The following is a 15,713-nucleotide window of genomic DNA, read 5'->3' on the forward strand; positions in this document are numbered from 1 at the left end:
GCAGCCATATCCCTGTTCCCTTCCCTCACCACACCGTGGGTTCCCACGGCCACACCTGACCCCGCCGCAGCTTCGGGGGGAACGCGCGATGATCACGGTCACCCCGCCACCGCAGCAGGCTGTACGTCGCGCGACCCCCGACGACGTCTTCGTTCTTGTCGCGCGCGAGCCCGAGACCGAACTCCGGCCACCCCAGCAGCGCCGACGACCCGCGGGGGCGGAGGTTCCGGACGCCCTGCCGGCTCGTCTCGTGACCCGCGTGCGCTTCGATGAGCATCGCGACGTCACGTTCCCGGATGCTGTCGAGCGCGGTCAGGACCGCGGCCGCGTCCTCCTCCTTGTTGATCGCGGGCGCCAGCCGATACAGCGGGCCGATCACCACCAGGTCGGGGCGGACCGCGTCGATCTTCCGGTGAATGTCACCGAGGACCTGCGGCTGGGTGATGTCCGACTTCCCGAGGATCTCGACCGCGCAGTGGTCCTCCGGGTTCCGGACGCCCTGCTGCGCGGCGTTGTCCGCGAGGCGACGGATCGCGCGCCGCCACTGCCGCTCACTGTTCTCCACGTCGACGACGAGCGCGGTGATCGGTTCGATCCGGGAGAACGTGAACGGGTGCAGGCCCGCGGCCGGCATCAGCGCGAGCTGCCGCAGCAGCATCGACTTCCCGACGCCCTCACCCGCCGTCAGCATCAGCCGGTCCCGACGCTCCACGACGTCGGGGATCACCCAGTCGTAGACGTCGTCCTCCTCCGGCACCGACAGGATGTCCCGCAGCCACCGCACCGGCGACGCGTTCTCCGCCGCGTCCCGATCACGGATCTCGATCAGATCGGTGATCGCCTTCTGCATCGCCGGCCCCACCTCGCCACCGTGGAGCAGCTCCTCAGCGACACCACGCACCGCGCGACCGATCGCCGCTTCCCGCACCTTCGCGGCGTAGAACCCGACGTTCGACGTGGTGGTGACCATCGCCTCCCACTCCGCGAGCTCACCGATCCCCCACCCCCGCACATCCCACTCCGCGAGACGGTCCGCGACCGCGATGTAGTCGATCGGGATCCGCTCGACAGCCATCTGCAGAATCCCGCGGTAGATCGACGCGAGCCGCAGATCCTCGAAGTCGCTCGGAGTGACCCGCGCCTGCACCTCCCGCAGACACCCCGCGTCCTTCATCAACGCGCCGACCACGTACCGCTCAGCGGCCGCCGTCGACGACAACCCCTCGATCGTCACGAGGTCACCTCCCGGCCCCTGCCGAGACGTTCGCGGGCGGCGAGAGCGAGCTCGTCGCGCGGGACCGGATTGTCGAACTCGTCGACGGGAGCCGGGTCCGCGTTACGGATCCGCGCGATGCCCTCGACCACGTCGACAGGCATCAGCCACTGCCGAGACGACATGCGGTGCAGGGTGACCGCCTCCATCGCCGCCTCGAAGTCGTCGACGTCCGCGAGGTACATCTGCCACTCCCGGATCACCTCCTCATCGACGCGACGGTTGTCGACGAGCTGAATCCGGGCGAGCAGCTCCGCCGTCTGCACGAAGTTCATGACGCCAACTCCGGACGGTTGCCTGCGCTCTGCTGCTGCATGCGCCGGCCGAGGTCGACCACCCCGTGCGCACGCTCAGCCGGACCCGCCGCACGCTTCGCCTGCCGCTTCGCCTGCGCCACGAGAGTCGAGAACTTCTCCCGCAGCGTCGGCATCGACCGGATGTTCGCCGACCAGAACTCGTCCGACGTCGCCCACCGGATCATCCACTCGACCTGCTCAGCCGTGTAACCGTCGAGGCGCATCAGTCGGTCGCACGCCGACCACCACTTCTCCCCGACGACACCGACCTTGTGGCCGTTCTGTCGCACCATCTCCGCGAGCAGATCGGAGAGCCGAAGAACATCTGAGGAGTACCGAGGCGGGAGGGCGTTGCTTGCAACGTCCGACGTCTCTTGTACTTCTGTCTGTCTCTCTATAGAAGAGGAGCCATCTGGCATATCTGCCAGATCCATCTGGGAATCTCGCCCGATGGATCCGGCATTCTCGCCATCTGGCGAATCTGCCAGATGGGAGTAGATCGGAGCGTACGACCGCTTGCGCGAGAAGCCGTGCTGCTGCTCGGCCCGGAGATACCCACCCGCGATCAGGTTCTCGACGGCTCGACGAGCTTGGTCGACTGTGAGCCCGGTCTCCTCCGCGATCTGCGGGTAGCTCGCCGCCCACCAGTGCGTTCCGTCCTCGGTCTGGTGCGCCACCCGAGCTGAGTCCGCTCGCCAATCAATGCGAGTCCAGACGAGAGCTTCGTTCGCTCCACCGAGGCGCTTGACCAGCGCCGCACGGACCTGCATGAAGTCCTTCGCGGTCGCCTCAGAGAAGGGGACCCCGCCGCCGGTCATTTCGGCATCCAGACACGACGTCCCGCCACGATCCCGGGTGAGTCAGGGCGGATGCTCTTCCCGCCGCCCGGGTGCACCTCGCCAACGAAGGCAGCGCCGTCGAAGATGTAGGCGCGCGACGCGCCGTTGTCGAACGTGAGCTCCCACACCTCGCCGGCTTTGGCGACCGTCCACTTCGTGGGTCGGGGTCCGACGATGTGGACTTCGTCCTCGTCATCCCCGTACATGTCGGTCATGCCGGCCGCCGCGATGACGATCTGCGCGATCTGCCGCACGGGCTCATCGCGGAACAGATACGGAGCGTCCGCGAGCCGCCCGGCGATGAGGGCCATGTCCTCCAGCAGCGCCACGACCTCCGTGGACTCGCCGACCGAATCGGTCCGATGGCGATACACCTCGCCCTGCAGCAGCTGCGCCGCGACCTTCATCTCGTTGAGCTGTCTGCTCATCGTGCGTTCCCTTCGTCTACCTCGTGCAGGCGCCCGTTCTCCGTGAGGAGGAACCAGCGGCCCGCCTTGTCTCGTGCGCGCACCGAAGTGGGCGCGAAGTCTGGCCCCGTCGCGTTCCGGGGGATGCTGATGCCGAGCTCGATCGCGAGACGCTTCCGCTCGGTGAAGAACCCGTGGCACCCGGTCGTGCCGGTGCCGCACAGGATCAGCCCGTCCGCGCACGACACGCGGACCTTCTTCCCGCGGCCGCCCATGCCCCGGTCGATGCGGTGGTGCGCGGACCAGCCGCCGTCGAGCATCGCGCCGCGGAGCGTCCACGCGAGGGGCCGGCGGCAGTAGAAGCACCGCGACTGCTCCCGCTCGAAGAACATGTGCCGCACCTGCCGGTCGGTGAACTTCGCCGTCTCACCCATCACGCGGCCCTCCCCGACGACGTCGCGACCATGGACGTGTGACGCGGGCAGAAGTCCCCCTCGCGAGTGAACGTCCACCCCGCCGTGCGGTCTGGCGTGGTCTGCTCTTCGCACGGCACCCAGCCGCCGCCGACAGCGACCAGCGCGTCGCATGCGATGACATCCATCAGGCGCCCCCGACCCGGTACGTCACGTCGACCCGGTTCCCGATCGACTGCAGCCGGGACGTGTGGTCGCTGAGCAGGTTCCCCGCACGGCGCGCGGCCTCCGCCGCCTCAGCGGCTTCGTCGTACGCGCGCTTCTCGTCGCGGGTCTGACGACGGACCTCGAGCGGGCTCACCCCGCGCGCGGTCAGGTCGTCGCGTTTGTCCTGCAGTGCTCGCGACGTCGCACGCTTCAACCGTGCTGCGACGGTCGTGACGACCAGGTGCCGAGCGGCGGCCTGTGACGCTTGCACGAGCTCAGCGGCGACCTGGTCTGGGGTGAGGATCGTGGAGTCGTCGATCCACGCGATCGCGCAGACAGCCCGGACCGCGTCGACCTCCCGCAGGACGGTGGCGGCATCCACCACCACGCCGTTCGGCCACGTCACGACATCGAGATCGGTCATGCCGTCACCGCCGATGTCTTCGTGCGCTGGTCGATGATGCGGACCCACTTCGCTGCCACCGCGGCGACCTGAATCAGCTCGACCCGAAGCTTCGTGTCATCGTCCTCGGCGAGGGCTTCAAAGACCTCTTCGAGGAGGACGTAGGACATGAGCGACTCACCGTCCACCGCAGCACCGTCGGTCGTCTCCTGCGCCCGGTCGCGCAAGAGCGCGTAGCTGAGCGGGGAGAGGAAGCGCGCGCGCACGTCCGGGCCGGTTCCGTTCGGGACGTCCTTCGGTGCTCCCCACTTGTCGTCCTGCGCGACCCGCTCTGACGCGATCTCGAACAGGATCCGTGCGTCGATTCGTGACCCGATCATCGGTCGAACGCCCCCACCTCGACGACGTGCACGACGTCCTCACCACGACGCTCGAACACGACCGGCGCGCCCGCCTCCGACTCCGTGATCAGCCGGCGGCCCCCGTTGTCGTCACGGGTCGCCTGCACCACGTACCGGGCACCGTCGACCTCGATCGTGTCGCCCGGCATCACCGCACGCGCCGGGATACGTCCCGGGACCTGCACCCCGATCGGGGCGAGCTCGGTGCGGCGGTAGTCGACCCCGAGGATCGCGCCGTACCGGTTCCGGACCAGCGGCTCCCCGCTCACGTTGCCGCCCCGATCTCGATCCGGCGGCCGTCGCTGATAGCGGAGGCCGCCGGCCCGAAGGCTCCACGGTGCGCCGTCTCGAACTTCGCGTTCCCGCCGAACGTCCCCGCGCGGTCAGCCAAGACAAGGGCAGGAATCGACTCACCATCGATCGTGAGGAGCCACACTTCCCCGGGCTTCGGGTCATGCCAGGGCTTCGGCTCCGGGTGAGCATCGAAGTAGGCGCGGGCGGCGTCCCACGGCTCGCCTCTGGTGTTTCCGAGGTTCTTCAGGTCGTAGCTCCACGTGTTCCCCGTGCTCTCCTGGAAGACGCGGAAGGAATCGGGGCGACCACCGCCTTCCCGATGCCGTGGGTACACGACGTAGTCCGGGTTCTCGGGCCACCGCCACCGACCGTGCCGGATGTCGTTGTCAGCACGGAAGAACTCACTCAGTGCCTCGACTTCTTCTCCGTCCGCGATCGTGTAGGGATAGGTCCCCTCAACGCTCGCGATGATGAGCCGCCCATCCTCCGTCGGCGTCACGTGGAGCCCGTTCGATGCCTTGAACTCGTTCACGCCTGCTCCTCCTCGTCCGCCTTGACTTCCTCGATGCACTCGTCGCACAAGCCGTCCGAGATGTGCTCCACCAGCTGGTGGCACCGCTCGCACTCCCGCAGCTCAGACACATCCACGTCAGACCCCACCGGGTCCGTGGACGCGTCAACCGTCGCCTCCTGAGGCTCGGTAGCCTCGGCTGCTGCCGCGCGCGCACGGGACGCGACAGTCGAGATCCCGCGGGCTGGCCGGCGAGTGCCGGATGGTGCGTCGTCGCGTTCGATCGCGGTCGCGTTGCCCATCTCGTCGTCCGTGTACAGGCCCGACAGGTCTTGCGGGAACGCCTTCCGGAGAGCGAGCGCCTCCGCACACTTCGCGAGCTGCCCCGGGCCGCGCTGCGCCCACATCGACGTCAGCTTGCCGTCGTGCTTCGTCTGGGCGTACTCGTCCCACGTCGCGACAGCAGTCAACGGGATGTCCCAGTCGTGCCGGTGGACGGTCACACGTGCTGCGAGGGGATGATCGCCATGCAGCTCCTTCACGAACGCGTCGACCCACTCACCCTTCGGCGTGAGCCACTGCGCCGGCTCCTGGCCCGCGTACTGACGTGACCGTTCAGCGATCAGCCGGAACCCGTCGATCGCGGTCTGGATCGCCCACTCGACACCGTCGCGCGAGGCGCGGCCGATGCAGTAGATCTGCTTCACGAGCGGGTCGAGCCCGGTGCGCTCCACGGTGTGACGGAACTTCGCGATCACCGCGCGCGGCGCCAGGACCTTCTGCCCGGCCAGCGCTCCGTACGTGTGGGTGAAGACGAGGCCCGCAGCTTCGACGACCGCGGCCTCCTCATCCGTCCAGTCCGCCCGGTCCGTCGATGTAGGCAGTGTTGCCAGCGCCCCGCTCATGAGAACACCTCCCCGAGGTTCGTCTGCGCCCGATACCATCCGGGAGCTTCCAGGTCCTGCACGTCGCCGCCGTCCTCGTCGTCACCGGGCCACTCACCGCGCTCGGTGCACCACGCGAACAGGTCGAGCGCGGCGCGCATCTTCTCCTCCCCGCCCGCACGCCACGCGGGATCGCCCATGCGGACCACGCGGACCTCGTGGGGGAACGCCTTCTCCACGAAGATGAAATGCATCGGCTGAGGCTCAACCCCGAAGATCAGGCGCAGCAGCATGTCGTAGACGACGAACTGGATGTCGTAGCCGAAGTCGACGATCGACGTCGTCAGCTTCCGCCGCTGCACATCCGTCGTCGTCTTCGCATCCAGCGGCAGCCACCCGAGCTCGTCGTCCCACGCGAGCCGGTCCAACCGCCCCCGCAGATGCACACCCGTGACCGGGTCGTCAGCGAACAGCGAGCACTCCGTGAACCCGGGCAGCTCGAGCAGACGCCGAGCCTTCGCGTTCATCAGCACCGCGTCAGCCATGCGACGCACCTCGGCGTACACCAGCGGCTTCAGGACCGTCTGCCCCTCAGCCTCCGCATCCGCCTTGAACTGCTTCGCGGCAGCCGACTGGATCGACCGGTACTCCCCCGACAGCAGCCGGTCCGGGATCTCCACGATCGGAGCCCCCACACCCAGCACCAGCGCATGCGCCGCGTGCCCCACGTCGAACTCCGCCTTCGCCTTGTTCATCGACCGCTGAGCCCGGAAGTACCGCGGGGACCGCAGCAGCGCCTTCATGCCCGTCTGCGACAGCGCCGGATGCGCGTGGTACTCCTCCTCGTCCATGCCCTGCACGAACCGACCCGACACCACCTCCGGCAGCGGGAGCGTCACCCCGGACATCAGACCAGCCGCCCGTTCTCGTCGACCACGTTCCGGAACGTCGGCTTCCCGTACACCGGAAGCAGCGTCGTCCGGATGCCGTCAGCACCACGCCGCGGCTTCTGGTCACCGATGATCGGGCGGGACTCGAGCAGGCGAGTCCGCAGCACCGGGAACAGGTCCCGAGCCGACGGGCGCAGCTTGCGCTCGATCCGCTCCCGCTCCACCACGGTCGGCCGCGGCGCGGCATAGTGACGCGCGCGCATCAGTCCGCCACCTCCCCGCTCATGACGCGGGCGAACGCGGCCATCGCCTTGACCGCCTTGTCCACGCCCATCTGTTCCGCGAGGGATTCCCGCTCAGCGTGTTCGCGCAGCGAGTCACGCAGGGCAGTGACCCACGCGTTCTGCGAACGCACCCGCTCGTGCTCCTCAGCGAGGTCACGGGCAGCGCGCGCGAACTGGTCCGCGAGGCGACTCAGCTCGTTCGCCTTGTAGACGTCAACCGGCAACTCCTCCGGCACCGGCATCCGCCGGCGCTCCAACGGGGATCCGACGTCGAACTTCTCCGACTCGTCGAGCTGATCGAGCATGAACTTCTTCAGGCCTTCGTGCTCCTCGGTCGGCGGCACCCACGCGACGACCTTCCGCCGCATCGCCTGGTAGCGCTCGTGGATGCCGTCGGTCCGCTCGATCCACTCGTCGTCGACTTTCGTCGCCTCCTCGATCCGCGCCGCCTGTTGCGCCGCCCACTCCTCATCGGTGCGGGACTGCGCGTCATCCAGAGCCGCGCGCGCCTCATCCACACGCCGCTGCTCGTGGTCGCTGACCTCCCGCAACCGGATCTCGACGTCGGGGTCCTCGTCGCGCTGCATGATCGCGGCGCCCATCGCCCGCGAACAACGCAACGCGAACTGCTCGAACGTGATGTCCTTGCCCTCGTACAGCGGGGCCGTGTACCCGGTGGGCATCAGAAGTCACCCCCGAGGTCCAGCGCGTTCTGACCCGTGCGCGCCTTGTACGCCGCGTCCCGCAGCTTCACCGCGGCCGCCTTCGCCTTCTCGTCGCCGAGGATCTCGATGTGCTTGATCTCGACGACCGGGTACTTCACGTCCTCGATCTCCTCGTGCACGATCTTCGCGACCTCGTACGTCACGACCGCGACGATCGTGTCGCCGGGCGCGGCCATGATCTGCTCCTCGATCCCGAAGAACGCGTTGCGCTCACCCTTCGGGACGCCGTTCTTGAACGACGTCGGGTTGATGTCAGCCATTGGGTTCCTCTTCCCTGTTCCCCGCCGCGCCCTCTACGCGGCGGACTTCCAGCCCGGCGAGAAGTGCCCCGCCGGAAGATCGATCACGGGCTCGCCGTGGCGGATGGACGCGCCGACCGCGAGCCACACCGCGTCGGCTTCGTCGTCGCGTTTGCCCAGGTCAAGGCCGAGCAGGGCGCGCGTTGCCGCCAACACCTCCGGCTTCCCCGACGCGCGGCCTCCGTTACCCGTCGCGAGCTTCTTCACCGTCGACGGCGAGAGCTCGACCGCGACGACGCAGCCCCACCGGCGCGCCAGGGTCTCCCGGAGCCGATGCCACGCGTAGTGCAGGCGCGCCTCCGCGCGCCCCGAGCCTCGGAACGTGGACTCCATCGCGATCACGTCCTCCACGCGCGGGGCGATCACCGCGAGCACCTCGGCGGTGAACGCGACCATCCGCTCGTAGAACGCCGCATCGGTCTCCGCGCGCGGCGCCTTCGACTTCACGGTCACGGTGGTCCACCCGTTCGCGTCATGGATCGCGACGCCCGTCGAGACCGTCGAGAAGTCGATGCCGATGAACCGGGTCATGACACCACCAGCCCCACGACGAGCGCTGCCACAGCGATCAGCCCGGTCACCGTCGCCGCGATGAACGCGGCATGCTCCGCCTCATCCCGCACGAACACGAGACGCACAGCACCCACCACCACGCGACGAGCACGCACAGGCCGCGGCTCCCCCAGGTGCGGGGCCCGGACCTTCGGCGCCCTCACGACGACACCCCGGCGAACCGGCCGAAGTCGAGGCCGGCGGCAGACCGATCCAGCTGCGACTTCACCAGTCCACGCAGCGACTCCACGCCACCACGACGGAACTCCTCGACCGCGGCGACGAGCTCGGGGAACTCAGCCCGAAGCTTGTCCCGGTTCACCGGGTCCGCCGCCTTGATCGCACGGATCAGGCAGTTCGCGAAGTGACCGGCATCGGTCCCGTAGTTGTGGTCGCCCTCGAACGCGAGCACGGCGCGCGCAGCATCCAGCGTGACGGTCATCGCCCGTCCTCCCCACGGAAGCGGCGCAGTCGTTCGGCGTTACCCCAGGCCCGCACCTCGTCGGCCGAGATGAGCCGGTCGCAGAAACCCGTCGTCTCGCACAGGTGCCGTTCCGTGCACGACCAGTGGTCGCCGTGGTTGTAGACCTCGACCTGCAGGAGCGGCCCGACGGGGGCGAGAACGCCCCCAGACGACTTGGCATCCCCCGATGCCACAGCGCCCCCGCCGGGAACCTTGCCCGCGTCGATGTCCTGATCGACCGCGGAGAACCGAGCACCCTGCTCCGGCGAAGCCACCCACGGCCCCAGCCACCAGATCACGAGACCCACCACGACCAGCAGCAGCGACAGCCACCACCAGTCCAGCCGCTCGTCACCGAGATCCAACGCCGCGAGGAACAAGCCGGCCGCGACCATCACCTCACCGACCATCACGCCACCGCCTCGACGACGCCCTGCGGAACGAACACCGTCACATCGACGCCGAGGAACTCGGCGGTGCTCACGAGCTCGTCGATCGACCACGACACCGAGCCGGACAGGCGCCGGGATACCGCGGGCTGAGAGAGGTGCAGGTGGGCGGCCAGCGCCTGCTGGTTCTTGCCCGCTCGGGCCATCTCAGCGCGGACAGATCCAGCCACCCTCGGGTCGGGGTTATTCGTTGGGCGAGTCATGGGCAACAGACTGAACCGCTGAGCGAACCATGTCAAGCATCACTGATCCGCTCGGCGTGTCACATCAAACGTCGTTGTGCGGTTTTACGCGGAAAGTTGCGCTGCAATGCGAATAAGTAATACGCTCAGGCCATGACCAACATCGCGAAACTCCCGAACCGCGAGACCACCGTCGGATACGTGGCCGGCGAGATCCGCGCTCACGCTGCCCGAGTCGGCCTCAGTGGACGCCAGCTCGCAGCGCGCATGGGCCGTAGCCAGCCGTGGATGTCTCGTCGACTGACCGGCGAGGTCCCGTTCGACGTGCAGGACCTGGACGACGTGGCCGCGGTGCTCGGCATCAACCCGCGCGTGTTGTTCCCCGGAAACGACGAAGACCCCCGCCAGGGTGGCGGAGGTCTCGTTCTCTCGGATGCTGAGCAGCGCGTTGTGATGGCGCTCCGCTCGTCGCTCCCCGGCTTGGACTCGAACCAAGAACCTATCGGTTAACAGCCGATTGCTCTGCCAATTGAGCTACCGAGGATCAGCCCGCCTCGCGGTGGGCAACCCGACTATCGTAGCAAAGCTCGCGGGCTCTCGATGACACCGTGCGGCACAGGCGCGTCGTCATGAGGCGAGCGGTGTGGTCCCGTCTGGAGTCCAGAGCAGGCCGTCCACGCCCGGGCCGTAGCCGACGACGTGACCCGCCTTCAGGACGAGCACGTCGGCGCCGAGCTCGGAGATCGACTCGGTGTCGTTCATCACCACGATCGAGGACATCCCGTAGTCCGCCCGTCGACGAAGGAGGGCGTCACGCGCGGCGACACGTACCTCGACGTCCAGGTTGCCGAAGGGCTCATCGCCGACGAAGACGCGAGGATCGAGGACGAGCGCTCGAGCGAGCGCGACGCGCTGTCGCATACCGGCGCTGAGCTCATAGGGGTACTTCCCCGCTGCTCCGAGAGGGAGCTCCAACTCGTCGAGCAGCGACGCGACGCGGACCGCCAGGGCGCGGGAGTTCACGCGCCGATCGCGAGACGTGATCGGCGCGGCGATCACCTCCGACACCGTCAGGCGGGGAGGGAGCGTTGCTCCCGCGGCCTGTGCCATGTATCCGGTCAGGTACGTCCGCATCCGGCGCGTGCGGCCGGCCTTGCGCACCGAGAGGCCCGCGACGGACGCGTCGCCTCCGAGGACTCGAAGCTCGTCGTCGGCTCCGGCGAGCAGGGCCGCGAGGGTCGATTTGCCGGAGCCCGTAGGCCCCATGATGGCCAGAGCGCCCCCTGCCGAGAGAGTGAAGGTCACGCCATCGACGACGCGCTCGCCACTTCCCCGCCCGATGGACAGGTCACTCGCGCGGACGGCGGCACCGTCGTCGGGTCTGCGTGGCATGCGACCCATCCTGCCTCGTCTGGGCGGATGGGGCTACTGGAGCTCCGCGAGGGCCCGTCGCTGCCCGTCGAGCTCCCGGAGGGTCATGCGCACCGTGCGCCCCTCTTCGGAGTCGGGAGCAACGCGCTGGATCGCCGACAACAGCGCGCGCTTGCGGGCATCGATCGCGCGGATGCGCAGTCGTCGACACATGGCCAGAGCGGAGGCGGCCGCCTCGGTCTCGGTGAGTGCGGGGAACGCGGCGGTGAGCAGTTCCACGGCGAGCGAACGGTAGGGCTCACGCACGGACTCGACGGCGTCCGAGGCCCATCCCGCACGCGTGCGATCGTCTTGGGCGAGCCGGGTGACGATGGCCTGACGCACCGCATCGAGCGCCGGATGCTGGAGGGGAAGGCTCAGTGCGGCGTCGACTTCGGCGGCATCGATCGCGTGCCCGTACTGGAGGACGCCCATCAGCGCGTCTCGTTCCAGGGCGACATCGGCTGTCCGCGGCAAGGACGCGAGCGTCACCCGCGTGGCCGATGCTGCCGGGTCTACCGCACCCTCCATCGGCCCCGCCCCCGTAGCCGAGTTCGGGGCCGGGCTGCGCGAACCCGTCCCGGCCTCGGGGCCGGGCTTGCCCTCGCCCCCGCGCTGAGCGGCCCGCAGCACGGCACGATGCACTTCGGCGAGTTCCTCGCCCAACCGCTTGGAGAGGAGGTGTTCGTATCGGCTGCGCACGCCGCCGTCCCGGATCTCGGCCACGATCGGCGCGGTGGCCCGCAGCGCCGCCAGACGCCCCTCGACGGACTCGAGATCGTGCTCACCGATGCGCCGGTCGATCACGAACTCGAAGAGCGGCGACTTGAGGTCGACCATCGAGCGGACCGCGGCATCGCCGCGTTCCAGACGCAGGTCGCACGGGTCGAGGCCCTCGGGGCCGACAGCCACATAGCTGCGCAGTGACGATCCACGTGCCTCGGCGAACGCCCGCACGGCGGCCTTCTGGCCGGCGGCATCGGGATCGAATGTGAAGATGATCTCCCCCGACGCATCGCCTCCCACGACCCTGCCCACCACGCTCATGTGGTCGGACCCGAAGGCCGTGCCGCACGTCGCGATCGCCGTCGTCACACCGGCGAGGTGGCACGCCATGACGTCGGTGTAGCCCTCCACGACCACGACGCGGTGATCCCGGCTGATCGCCTTTTTCGCGATGTCGAGGCCATAGAGGACCTGAGCCTTCTTGTAGATCAAGGTCTCGGGGGTGTTCAGGTACTTGGGCCCCTGATCGTCGTCGTACAAGCGTCGCGCGCCGAAGCCGATGGTCTGACCCGTGATGTCGCGGATGGGCCAGATGAGCCGGCCCCGGAACCGGTCGTAGACGCCGCGCTGACCCTGTGAGACGACTCCCGCCGCGGACAGCTCTTCGTCGGTGAAGCCCTGCGAGCGGAGGGCGCCCCGTGCTCCGTCCCACCCCCGGGGTGCGTACCCGATCCCGAAGTGCGCGGCGGCGCCCGCGTCGAAGCCCCGCTCCCCCAGGAACCGCCGCGCGGTCTCTGCCTCGGGCGTGGCCAGCTGCGCCCGGAACCACTCGGCGGCAGCGGTGTTGACGGCGTACAGCCGCGTGCGTCCGCTGGTCTCGGGGGCAGGGCCGCCGTCTTCGTAATGGAGCGTGAACCCCAAGCGGGCGGCGAGCTTCTCGACGGCCTCGGAGAAGCTCAGATGATCGATCGCGCGCAGGAAGGAGTAGACGTCGCCGGACTCGCCGCAACCGAAGCAGTGGTAGTACCCCACTTGTGGGCGGACATTGAAGCTCGGGCTCTTCTCGTCGTGAAAGGGACACAGACCCTTGAGCGAGCCCACGCCGGCCGATTTCAGGGCTACCCGCTCACCGATGATGTCGGCGATGTTGGTACGCGCTTTCACCTCGTCGACGTCGGCCTGCCGGATGCGTGCCACGATCAGAGCCCTTCGAGGGGCTCGGGAAGGGCGAACGCGTGCGAGATCGTGGCGCGTCCGTCGCCCGAGACGAGGCCGAGCTCCCGCAGATCGACGGGGCCGATCAGACGCGAGTGCCACTCGATGGCGAAGCGGTCGGTGAGCGTGGCGACCTGGTCGACGACCACTCGCCGCTTGGCCGCATCGTCGTCGGCCTGCGCGAACTCACCCGCGTGGATGGTGTCGAGTTGGTCGGGGTGCTCCCAGAGCGCCGTCGCGAGGCGCTTGAGCACACGCCGCTGCTCCTTGTAGAGCCCCTTTCGCCCGTCGATCGACACGACGAACGCCCCGAGGACTCCCTTGAGCACCGCCATCTCGACCTCGATCACGCGAGGGACGACGACTCTTCCTCGATAGCGAGTGAGCACGGGAGACTCGAAGTGCTCACGTGTGGCTGCCGTCGCAGCGCGGGCGAAGCGGCCGATCAGGTCTGAGGTGAGGTTCTTCAGCCGGGCGACGGCACCGCGGGAGCCGTCAAACTCGCTCAGCCACTCGGGGAGCCGGGTGAGGCGGTAGAGGGCGTCGGCCAGTTCGTCGCGGGTGTAGCCGTATCCCACCCAGGACTGGATGGCGGTCAGGAGAGCCTCTCGCTCTCGCGGATCGGCGAGTCGACGCGGGTCGAGGTATCCGTTGAGGATGGCGTCCTCGAGATCGTGCACCGAGTACGCGATGTCGTCGGAGAGGTCCATGACCTCCGCTTCGATGCAGCGCACGCGCCCCGGAGCATGGGCCCGCATCCAGTGGAAGACACCCTCGTCTTCGGGATAGACGCCGAACTTCTGCCGTCCCCCGGGATCGGGCACCGCGTGCGCGGCCGTCCACGGGTACTTGCAGGAGGCGTCGAGGCTCGCGCGGGTGAGGTTCAGCCCATAGCTCTCGCCGTCTGCGCCCAAGACCTTCGGCTCCAGTCTGCTGAGGATGCGCAGGGTCTGGGCGTTCCCCTCGAAGCCGCCGATGTCGTGTGCCCATTCGTTGAGCGCTCGTTCGCCATTGTGCCCGAACGGCGGGTGACCGATGTCGTGGCTGAGGCAGGCGGTGTCCACGACATCGGGCGACAGTTCCAGGGCGACCGCGAGCTCGCGCCCGACCTGGGCCACCTCGAGGGAGTGAGTGAGTCGATTGCGCGCGAAGTCGGCGGGGCTCGCGGGGCTCAGGACCTGTGTCTTCGACGCGAGGCGACGCAACGCGGCCGAATGCAGCACGCGCGCCCGGTCGCGGGCGAAGCTGTCCCGCTGTGATCGGTGGGTCTCGGGGTGGAAGCGCTCTGCGTCGTGATCGTCGTATCCGGCAGGGCGGCCGGAGGAGACGCCCACGCTCCCGCCGGTGCCGGCGTGCACCACCGCCTCAGCCACCGCTGTGCTCCAGCTCGGCGTCGGCGATCGCGCTGGACTCGTCCGCGTCGAGGGCTCGCGACTCCAACCAGCGGTCGGGCAGTGCCGGGCGCTTGGGCGTGCCCGCCCGGCCGCGCTGCCCCTCGGCTGCCGCGCCCGGATACGGTGCGTCGCCGTCGAGCTCGGCGAGGATCTCGTCGATCTCTGCCAGGGACGAGACAGTCGCCAGACGCGCGCGGATGTCTCCCCCGACCGGATAGCCCTTGAAGTACCACGCAACGTGCTTGCGGATGTCACGACAGCCGCGGTCTTCGCTCTCGAAGAACTCCACGAGCAACTCTGCGTGCCGGCGGAAGGCCCGGCACACGAAACCCAACGTCGCATCGACGGGCTCTCCCGCCGCCGCGTGCGGACCGCCGAGCGCACGAGCGAGATCGCCGAACAACCAGGGCCGGCCGAGGCAGCCGCGACCCACGACCACGCCGTCGCATCCGGTCTCGGCCATCATGCGGGCGGCATCGTCGGCGGACCAGATGTCGCCGTTACCGAGTACCGGCACGCTCCTGACCACCTGCTTCAGCTGCGCGATAGCGTCCCAGTCGGCGTGGCCCGAGTAGAACTCCGCGGCGGTGCGCGCGTGGAGGGCGACGGCCGCGACCCCAGCGTCTTCGGCGATCCGGCCGGCATCGAGGTAGGTGAGGTGATCGCTGTCGATGCCCTTGCGCATCTTCACCGTCAGGGGGATGTCCCCTGCCGCGCGTGCGGCTCGCGTGACGATGTCGCGGAAGAGGCCGAGCTTCCAGGGCAGCGCCGCCCCGCCTCCCTTGCGGGTGACCTTGGGCACCGGGCAGCCGAAGTTCAGGTCGATGTGATCGGCGTGGCCCTCGTCGACGATGATGCGGACGGCCGCCTCCACGGTGGCCGGATCGACGCCGTAGAGCTGGATCGATCGCGGCGTCTCGGACTCGTGATGCCGAATGAGTCGCATCGTGGTGGCGTTGCGCTCGACCAAGGCGCGGGTCGTGATCATCTCGCTGACGTAGAGGCCGGCCCCGTACTCGCGGCACAGTCGGCGGAACGCGGTGTTGGTGATTCCCGCCATCGGTGCCAGCACCACCGGCGCGTCGAGGGCGATGGGCCCGATGCGCAGCGGGGCGGGCGAAGTGACAGTGGTGGACATCCTTGACATTCTCCCAGACAGCGGGGCTCCCCCGGCAGCTCGGCGGGCATATCGTGGT

At 68.8% G+C, this 15,713-nt stretch carries 24 protein-coding genes and 1 tRNA gene; 1 reads left to right on the top strand and 24 read right to left on the bottom strand.

Annotated features, from left to right (window positions below; all coding sequences use genetic code 11):
• Window positions 1-25 precede the first annotated feature (25 nt).
• The 19 genes from QM591_RS08125 to QM591_RS08215 form a co-directional block, all read right to left on the bottom strand.
• A complete protein-coding gene (locus QM591_RS08125; protein WP_415131410.1) occupies window positions 26-1,234 on the bottom strand; it encodes an AAA family ATPase in 1,209 nt (402 codons plus the stop codon).
• Window positions 1,231-1,548: a hypothetical protein gene (locus QM591_RS08130; RefSeq protein ID WP_415131412.1), complete on the bottom strand. Its 318-nt coding sequence runs from the start codon at window positions 1,546-1,548 to the stop codon at window positions 1,231-1,233. The genes QM591_RS08125 and QM591_RS08130 overlap by 4 nt, the downstream gene beginning before the upstream one ends.
• A complete protein-coding gene (locus QM591_RS08135; RefSeq protein WP_415131414.1) occupies window positions 1,545-2,387 on the bottom strand; it encodes a hypothetical protein in 843 nt (280 codons plus the stop codon). The genes QM591_RS08130 and QM591_RS08135 overlap by 4 nt, the downstream gene beginning before the upstream one ends.
• Window positions 2,384-2,836 (bottom strand): hypothetical protein, encoded by a 453-nt coding sequence (locus tag QM591_RS08140; RefSeq protein ID WP_415131416.1) that lies wholly within the window; start codon window positions 2,834-2,836, stop codon window positions 2,384-2,386. Before QM591_RS08140 ends, QM591_RS08135 begins: the two co-directional genes overlap by 4 nt.
• A complete protein-coding gene (locus tag QM591_RS08145) occupies window positions 2,833-3,252 on the bottom strand; it encodes a hypothetical protein (RefSeq protein WP_415131418.1) in 420 nt (139 codons plus the stop codon). Before QM591_RS08145 ends, QM591_RS08140 begins: the two co-directional genes overlap by 4 nt.
• Before the next feature lie 163 nt (window positions 3,253-3,415).
• Window positions 3,416-3,859: a hypothetical protein gene (locus tag QM591_RS08150; RefSeq protein WP_415131420.1), complete on the bottom strand. Its 444-nt coding sequence runs from the start codon at window positions 3,857-3,859 to the stop codon at window positions 3,416-3,418.
• On the bottom strand, window positions 3,856-4,218 hold the full coding sequence (locus QM591_RS08155; RefSeq protein ID WP_415131422.1) for a hypothetical protein: 363 nt from the start codon (window positions 4,216-4,218) through the stop codon (window positions 3,856-3,858). The genes QM591_RS08150 and QM591_RS08155 overlap by 4 nt, the downstream gene beginning before the upstream one ends.
• On the bottom strand, window positions 4,215-4,508 hold the full coding sequence (locus tag QM591_RS08160) for a hypothetical protein (protein WP_415131424.1): 294 nt from the start codon (window positions 4,506-4,508) through the stop codon (window positions 4,215-4,217). Before QM591_RS08160 ends, QM591_RS08155 begins: the two co-directional genes overlap by 4 nt.
• Window positions 4,505-5,065, bottom strand: a complete 561-nt coding sequence (locus tag QM591_RS08165) for a hypothetical protein (RefSeq protein WP_415131426.1) — start codon at window positions 5,063-5,065, stop codon at window positions 4,505-4,507. The genes QM591_RS08160 and QM591_RS08165 overlap by 4 nt, the downstream gene beginning before the upstream one ends.
• Window positions 5,062-5,949: a RecT family recombinase gene (locus QM591_RS08170; protein WP_415131428.1), complete on the bottom strand. Its 888-nt coding sequence runs from the start codon at window positions 5,947-5,949 to the stop codon at window positions 5,062-5,064. Before QM591_RS08170 ends, QM591_RS08165 begins: the two co-directional genes overlap by 4 nt.
• Window positions 5,946-6,827 carry a PD-(D/E)XK nuclease-like domain-containing protein gene (locus tag QM591_RS08175; protein WP_415131430.1) on the bottom strand — a complete coding sequence of 294 codons (882 nt, stop codon included), beginning with the start codon at window positions 6,825-6,827 and terminating at the stop codon, window positions 5,946-5,948. Before QM591_RS08175 ends, QM591_RS08170 begins: the two co-directional genes overlap by 4 nt.
• An 8-nt stretch (window positions 6,828-6,835) precedes the next feature.
• Complete coding sequence (locus QM591_RS08180; RefSeq protein ID WP_415131432.1) at window positions 6,836-7,081, bottom strand: hypothetical protein; 246 nt, start codon at window positions 7,079-7,081, stop codon at window positions 6,836-6,838.
• Window positions 7,081-7,785, bottom strand: a complete 705-nt coding sequence (locus QM591_RS08185) for a hypothetical protein (RefSeq protein WP_415131434.1) — start codon at window positions 7,783-7,785, stop codon at window positions 7,081-7,083. Before QM591_RS08185 ends, QM591_RS08180 begins: the two co-directional genes overlap by 1 nt.
• Window positions 7,785-8,087, bottom strand: a complete 303-nt coding sequence (locus tag QM591_RS08190) for a hypothetical protein (RefSeq protein WP_415131436.1) — start codon at window positions 8,085-8,087, stop codon at window positions 7,785-7,787. The genes QM591_RS08185 and QM591_RS08190 overlap by 1 nt, the downstream gene beginning before the upstream one ends.
• Before the next feature lie 33 nt (window positions 8,088-8,120).
• Window positions 8,121-8,657 (bottom strand): crossover junction endodeoxyribonuclease RuvC, encoded by a 537-nt coding sequence (locus tag QM591_RS08195; RefSeq protein ID WP_415131438.1) that lies wholly within the window; start codon window positions 8,655-8,657, stop codon window positions 8,121-8,123.
• Window positions 8,654-8,794, bottom strand: a complete 141-nt coding sequence (locus tag QM591_RS08200) for a hypothetical protein (protein ID WP_415131440.1) — start codon at window positions 8,792-8,794, stop codon at window positions 8,654-8,656. Before QM591_RS08200 ends, QM591_RS08195 begins: the two co-directional genes overlap by 4 nt.
• Window positions 8,795-8,838: 44 nt before the next feature.
• Window positions 8,839-9,120 carry a hypothetical protein gene (locus QM591_RS08205; protein ID WP_415131442.1) on the bottom strand — a complete coding sequence of 94 codons (282 nt, stop codon included), beginning with the start codon at window positions 9,118-9,120 and terminating at the stop codon, window positions 8,839-8,841.
• Window positions 9,117-9,554, bottom strand: coding sequence for a hypothetical protein (locus QM591_RS08210; protein ID WP_415131444.1), 438 nt, complete (start codon window positions 9,552-9,554; stop codon window positions 9,117-9,119). Before QM591_RS08210 ends, QM591_RS08205 begins: the two co-directional genes overlap by 4 nt.
• Entirely contained in the window at window positions 9,551-9,793 is a 243-nt protein-coding gene (locus tag QM591_RS08215) for a helix-turn-helix domain-containing protein (RefSeq protein WP_415131446.1), read from the bottom strand. Before QM591_RS08215 ends, QM591_RS08210 begins: the two co-directional genes overlap by 4 nt.
• A gap of 132 nt (window positions 9,794-9,925) precedes the next feature.
• Here QM591_RS08215 and QM591_RS08220 point away from each other — a divergent pair, with 132 nt between their 5' ends.
• A complete protein-coding gene (locus QM591_RS08220) occupies window positions 9,926-10,282 on the top strand; it encodes a helix-turn-helix domain-containing protein (protein ID WP_415131755.1) in 357 nt (118 codons plus the stop codon).
• On the opposite strand, the gene QM591_RS08225 is transcribed toward QM591_RS08220, so the two are convergent.
• From QM591_RS08225 to dusB, 5 genes are all read right to left on the bottom strand, one after another.
• Window positions 10,244-10,316 (bottom strand) — tRNA-Asn (locus QM591_RS08225). The two genes, QM591_RS08220 and QM591_RS08225, sit on opposite strands and share 39 nt — an antisense overlap.
• A gap of 83 nt (window positions 10,317-10,399) precedes the next feature.
• Window positions 10,400-11,164, bottom strand: coding sequence for an ATP-binding cassette domain-containing protein (locus QM591_RS08230; RefSeq protein ID WP_415131448.1), 765 nt, complete (start codon window positions 11,162-11,164; stop codon window positions 10,400-10,402).
• Between the two features lie 33 nt (window positions 11,165-11,197).
• Window positions 11,198-13,105 carry a DNA primase gene (dnaG, locus tag QM591_RS08235; protein ID WP_415131450.1) on the bottom strand — a complete coding sequence of 636 codons (1,908 nt, stop codon included), beginning with the start codon at window positions 13,103-13,105 and terminating at the stop codon, window positions 11,198-11,200.
• A gap of 2 nt (window positions 13,106-13,107) precedes the next feature.
• On the bottom strand, window positions 13,108-14,496 hold the full coding sequence (locus tag QM591_RS08240) for a deoxyguanosinetriphosphate triphosphohydrolase (RefSeq protein WP_415131452.1): 1,389 nt from the start codon (window positions 14,494-14,496) through the stop codon (window positions 13,108-13,110).
• On the bottom strand, window positions 14,489-15,655 hold the full coding sequence (dusB, locus tag QM591_RS08245; RefSeq protein ID WP_415131454.1) for a tRNA dihydrouridine synthase DusB: 1,167 nt from the start codon (window positions 15,653-15,655) through the stop codon (window positions 14,489-14,491). The genes QM591_RS08240 and dusB overlap by 8 nt, the downstream gene beginning before the upstream one ends.
• Between the last annotated feature and the right edge of the window lie 58 nt (window positions 15,656-15,713).

The organism is Microbacterium sp. (genome assembly GCF_047607225.1).
Classification (GTDB): domain Bacteria; phylum Actinomycetota; class Actinomycetes; order Actinomycetales; family Microbacteriaceae; genus Microbacterium.

What these genes read in the sequence shown, in the direction of transcription:
- QM591_RS08130 (WP_415131412.1), bottom strand. Translation starts at nt 1,548, where the DNA reads ATGAACTTCGTGCAGACGGCGGAGCTGCTCGCCCGGATTCAGCTCGTC.
- QM591_RS08135 (WP_415131414.1), bottom strand. Translation starts at nt 2,387, where the DNA reads ATGACCGGCGGCGGGGTCCCCTTCTCTGAGGCGACCGCGAAGGACTTC.
- QM591_RS08140 (WP_415131416.1), bottom strand. Translation starts at nt 2,836, where the DNA reads ATGAGCAGACAGCTCAACGAGATGAAGGTCGCGGCGCAGCTGCTGCAG.
- QM591_RS08150 (WP_415131420.1), bottom strand. Translation starts at nt 3,859, where the DNA reads ATGACCGATCTCGATGTCGTGACGTGGCCGAACGGCGTGGTGGTGGAT.
- QM591_RS08155 (WP_415131422.1), bottom strand. Translation starts at nt 4,218, where the DNA reads ATGATCGGGTCACGAATCGACGCACGGATCCTGTTCGAGATCGCGTCA.
- QM591_RS08170 (WP_415131428.1), bottom strand. Translation starts at nt 5,949, where the DNA reads ATGAGCGGGGCGCTGGCAACACTGCCTACATCGACGGACCGGGCGGAC.
- QM591_RS08180 (WP_415131432.1), bottom strand. Translation starts at nt 7,081, where the DNA reads ATGCGCGCGCGTCACTATGCCGCGCCGCGGCCGACCGTGGTGGAGCGG.
- QM591_RS08185 (WP_415131434.1), bottom strand. Translation starts at nt 7,785, where the DNA reads ATGCCCACCGGGTACACGGCCCCGCTGTACGAGGGCAAGGACATCACG.
- QM591_RS08190 (WP_415131436.1), bottom strand. Translation starts at nt 8,087, where the DNA reads ATGGCTGACATCAACCCGACGTCGTTCAAGAACGGCGTCCCGAAGGGT.
- QM591_RS08195 (WP_415131438.1), bottom strand. Translation starts at nt 8,657, where the DNA reads ATGACCCGGTTCATCGGCATCGACTTCTCGACGGTCTCGACGGGCGTC.
- QM591_RS08205 (WP_415131442.1), bottom strand. Translation starts at nt 9,120, where the DNA reads ATGACCGTCACGCTGGATGCTGCGCGCGCCGTGCTCGCGTTCGAGGGC.
- QM591_RS08215 (WP_415131446.1), bottom strand. Translation starts at nt 9,793, where the DNA reads ATGACTCGCCCAACGAATAACCCCGACCCGAGGGTGGCTGGATCTGTC.
- QM591_RS08220 (WP_415131755.1), top strand. Translation starts at nt 9,926, where the DNA reads ATGACCAACATCGCGAAACTCCCGAACCGCGAGACCACCGTCGGATAC.
- QM591_RS08230 (WP_415131448.1), bottom strand. Translation starts at nt 11,164, where the DNA reads ATGCCACGCAGACCCGACGACGGTGCCGCCGTCCGCGCGAGTGACCTG.
- dusB (WP_415131454.1), bottom strand. Translation starts at nt 15,655, where the DNA reads ATGTCCACCACTGTCACTTCGCCCGCCCCGCTGCGCATCGGGCCCATC.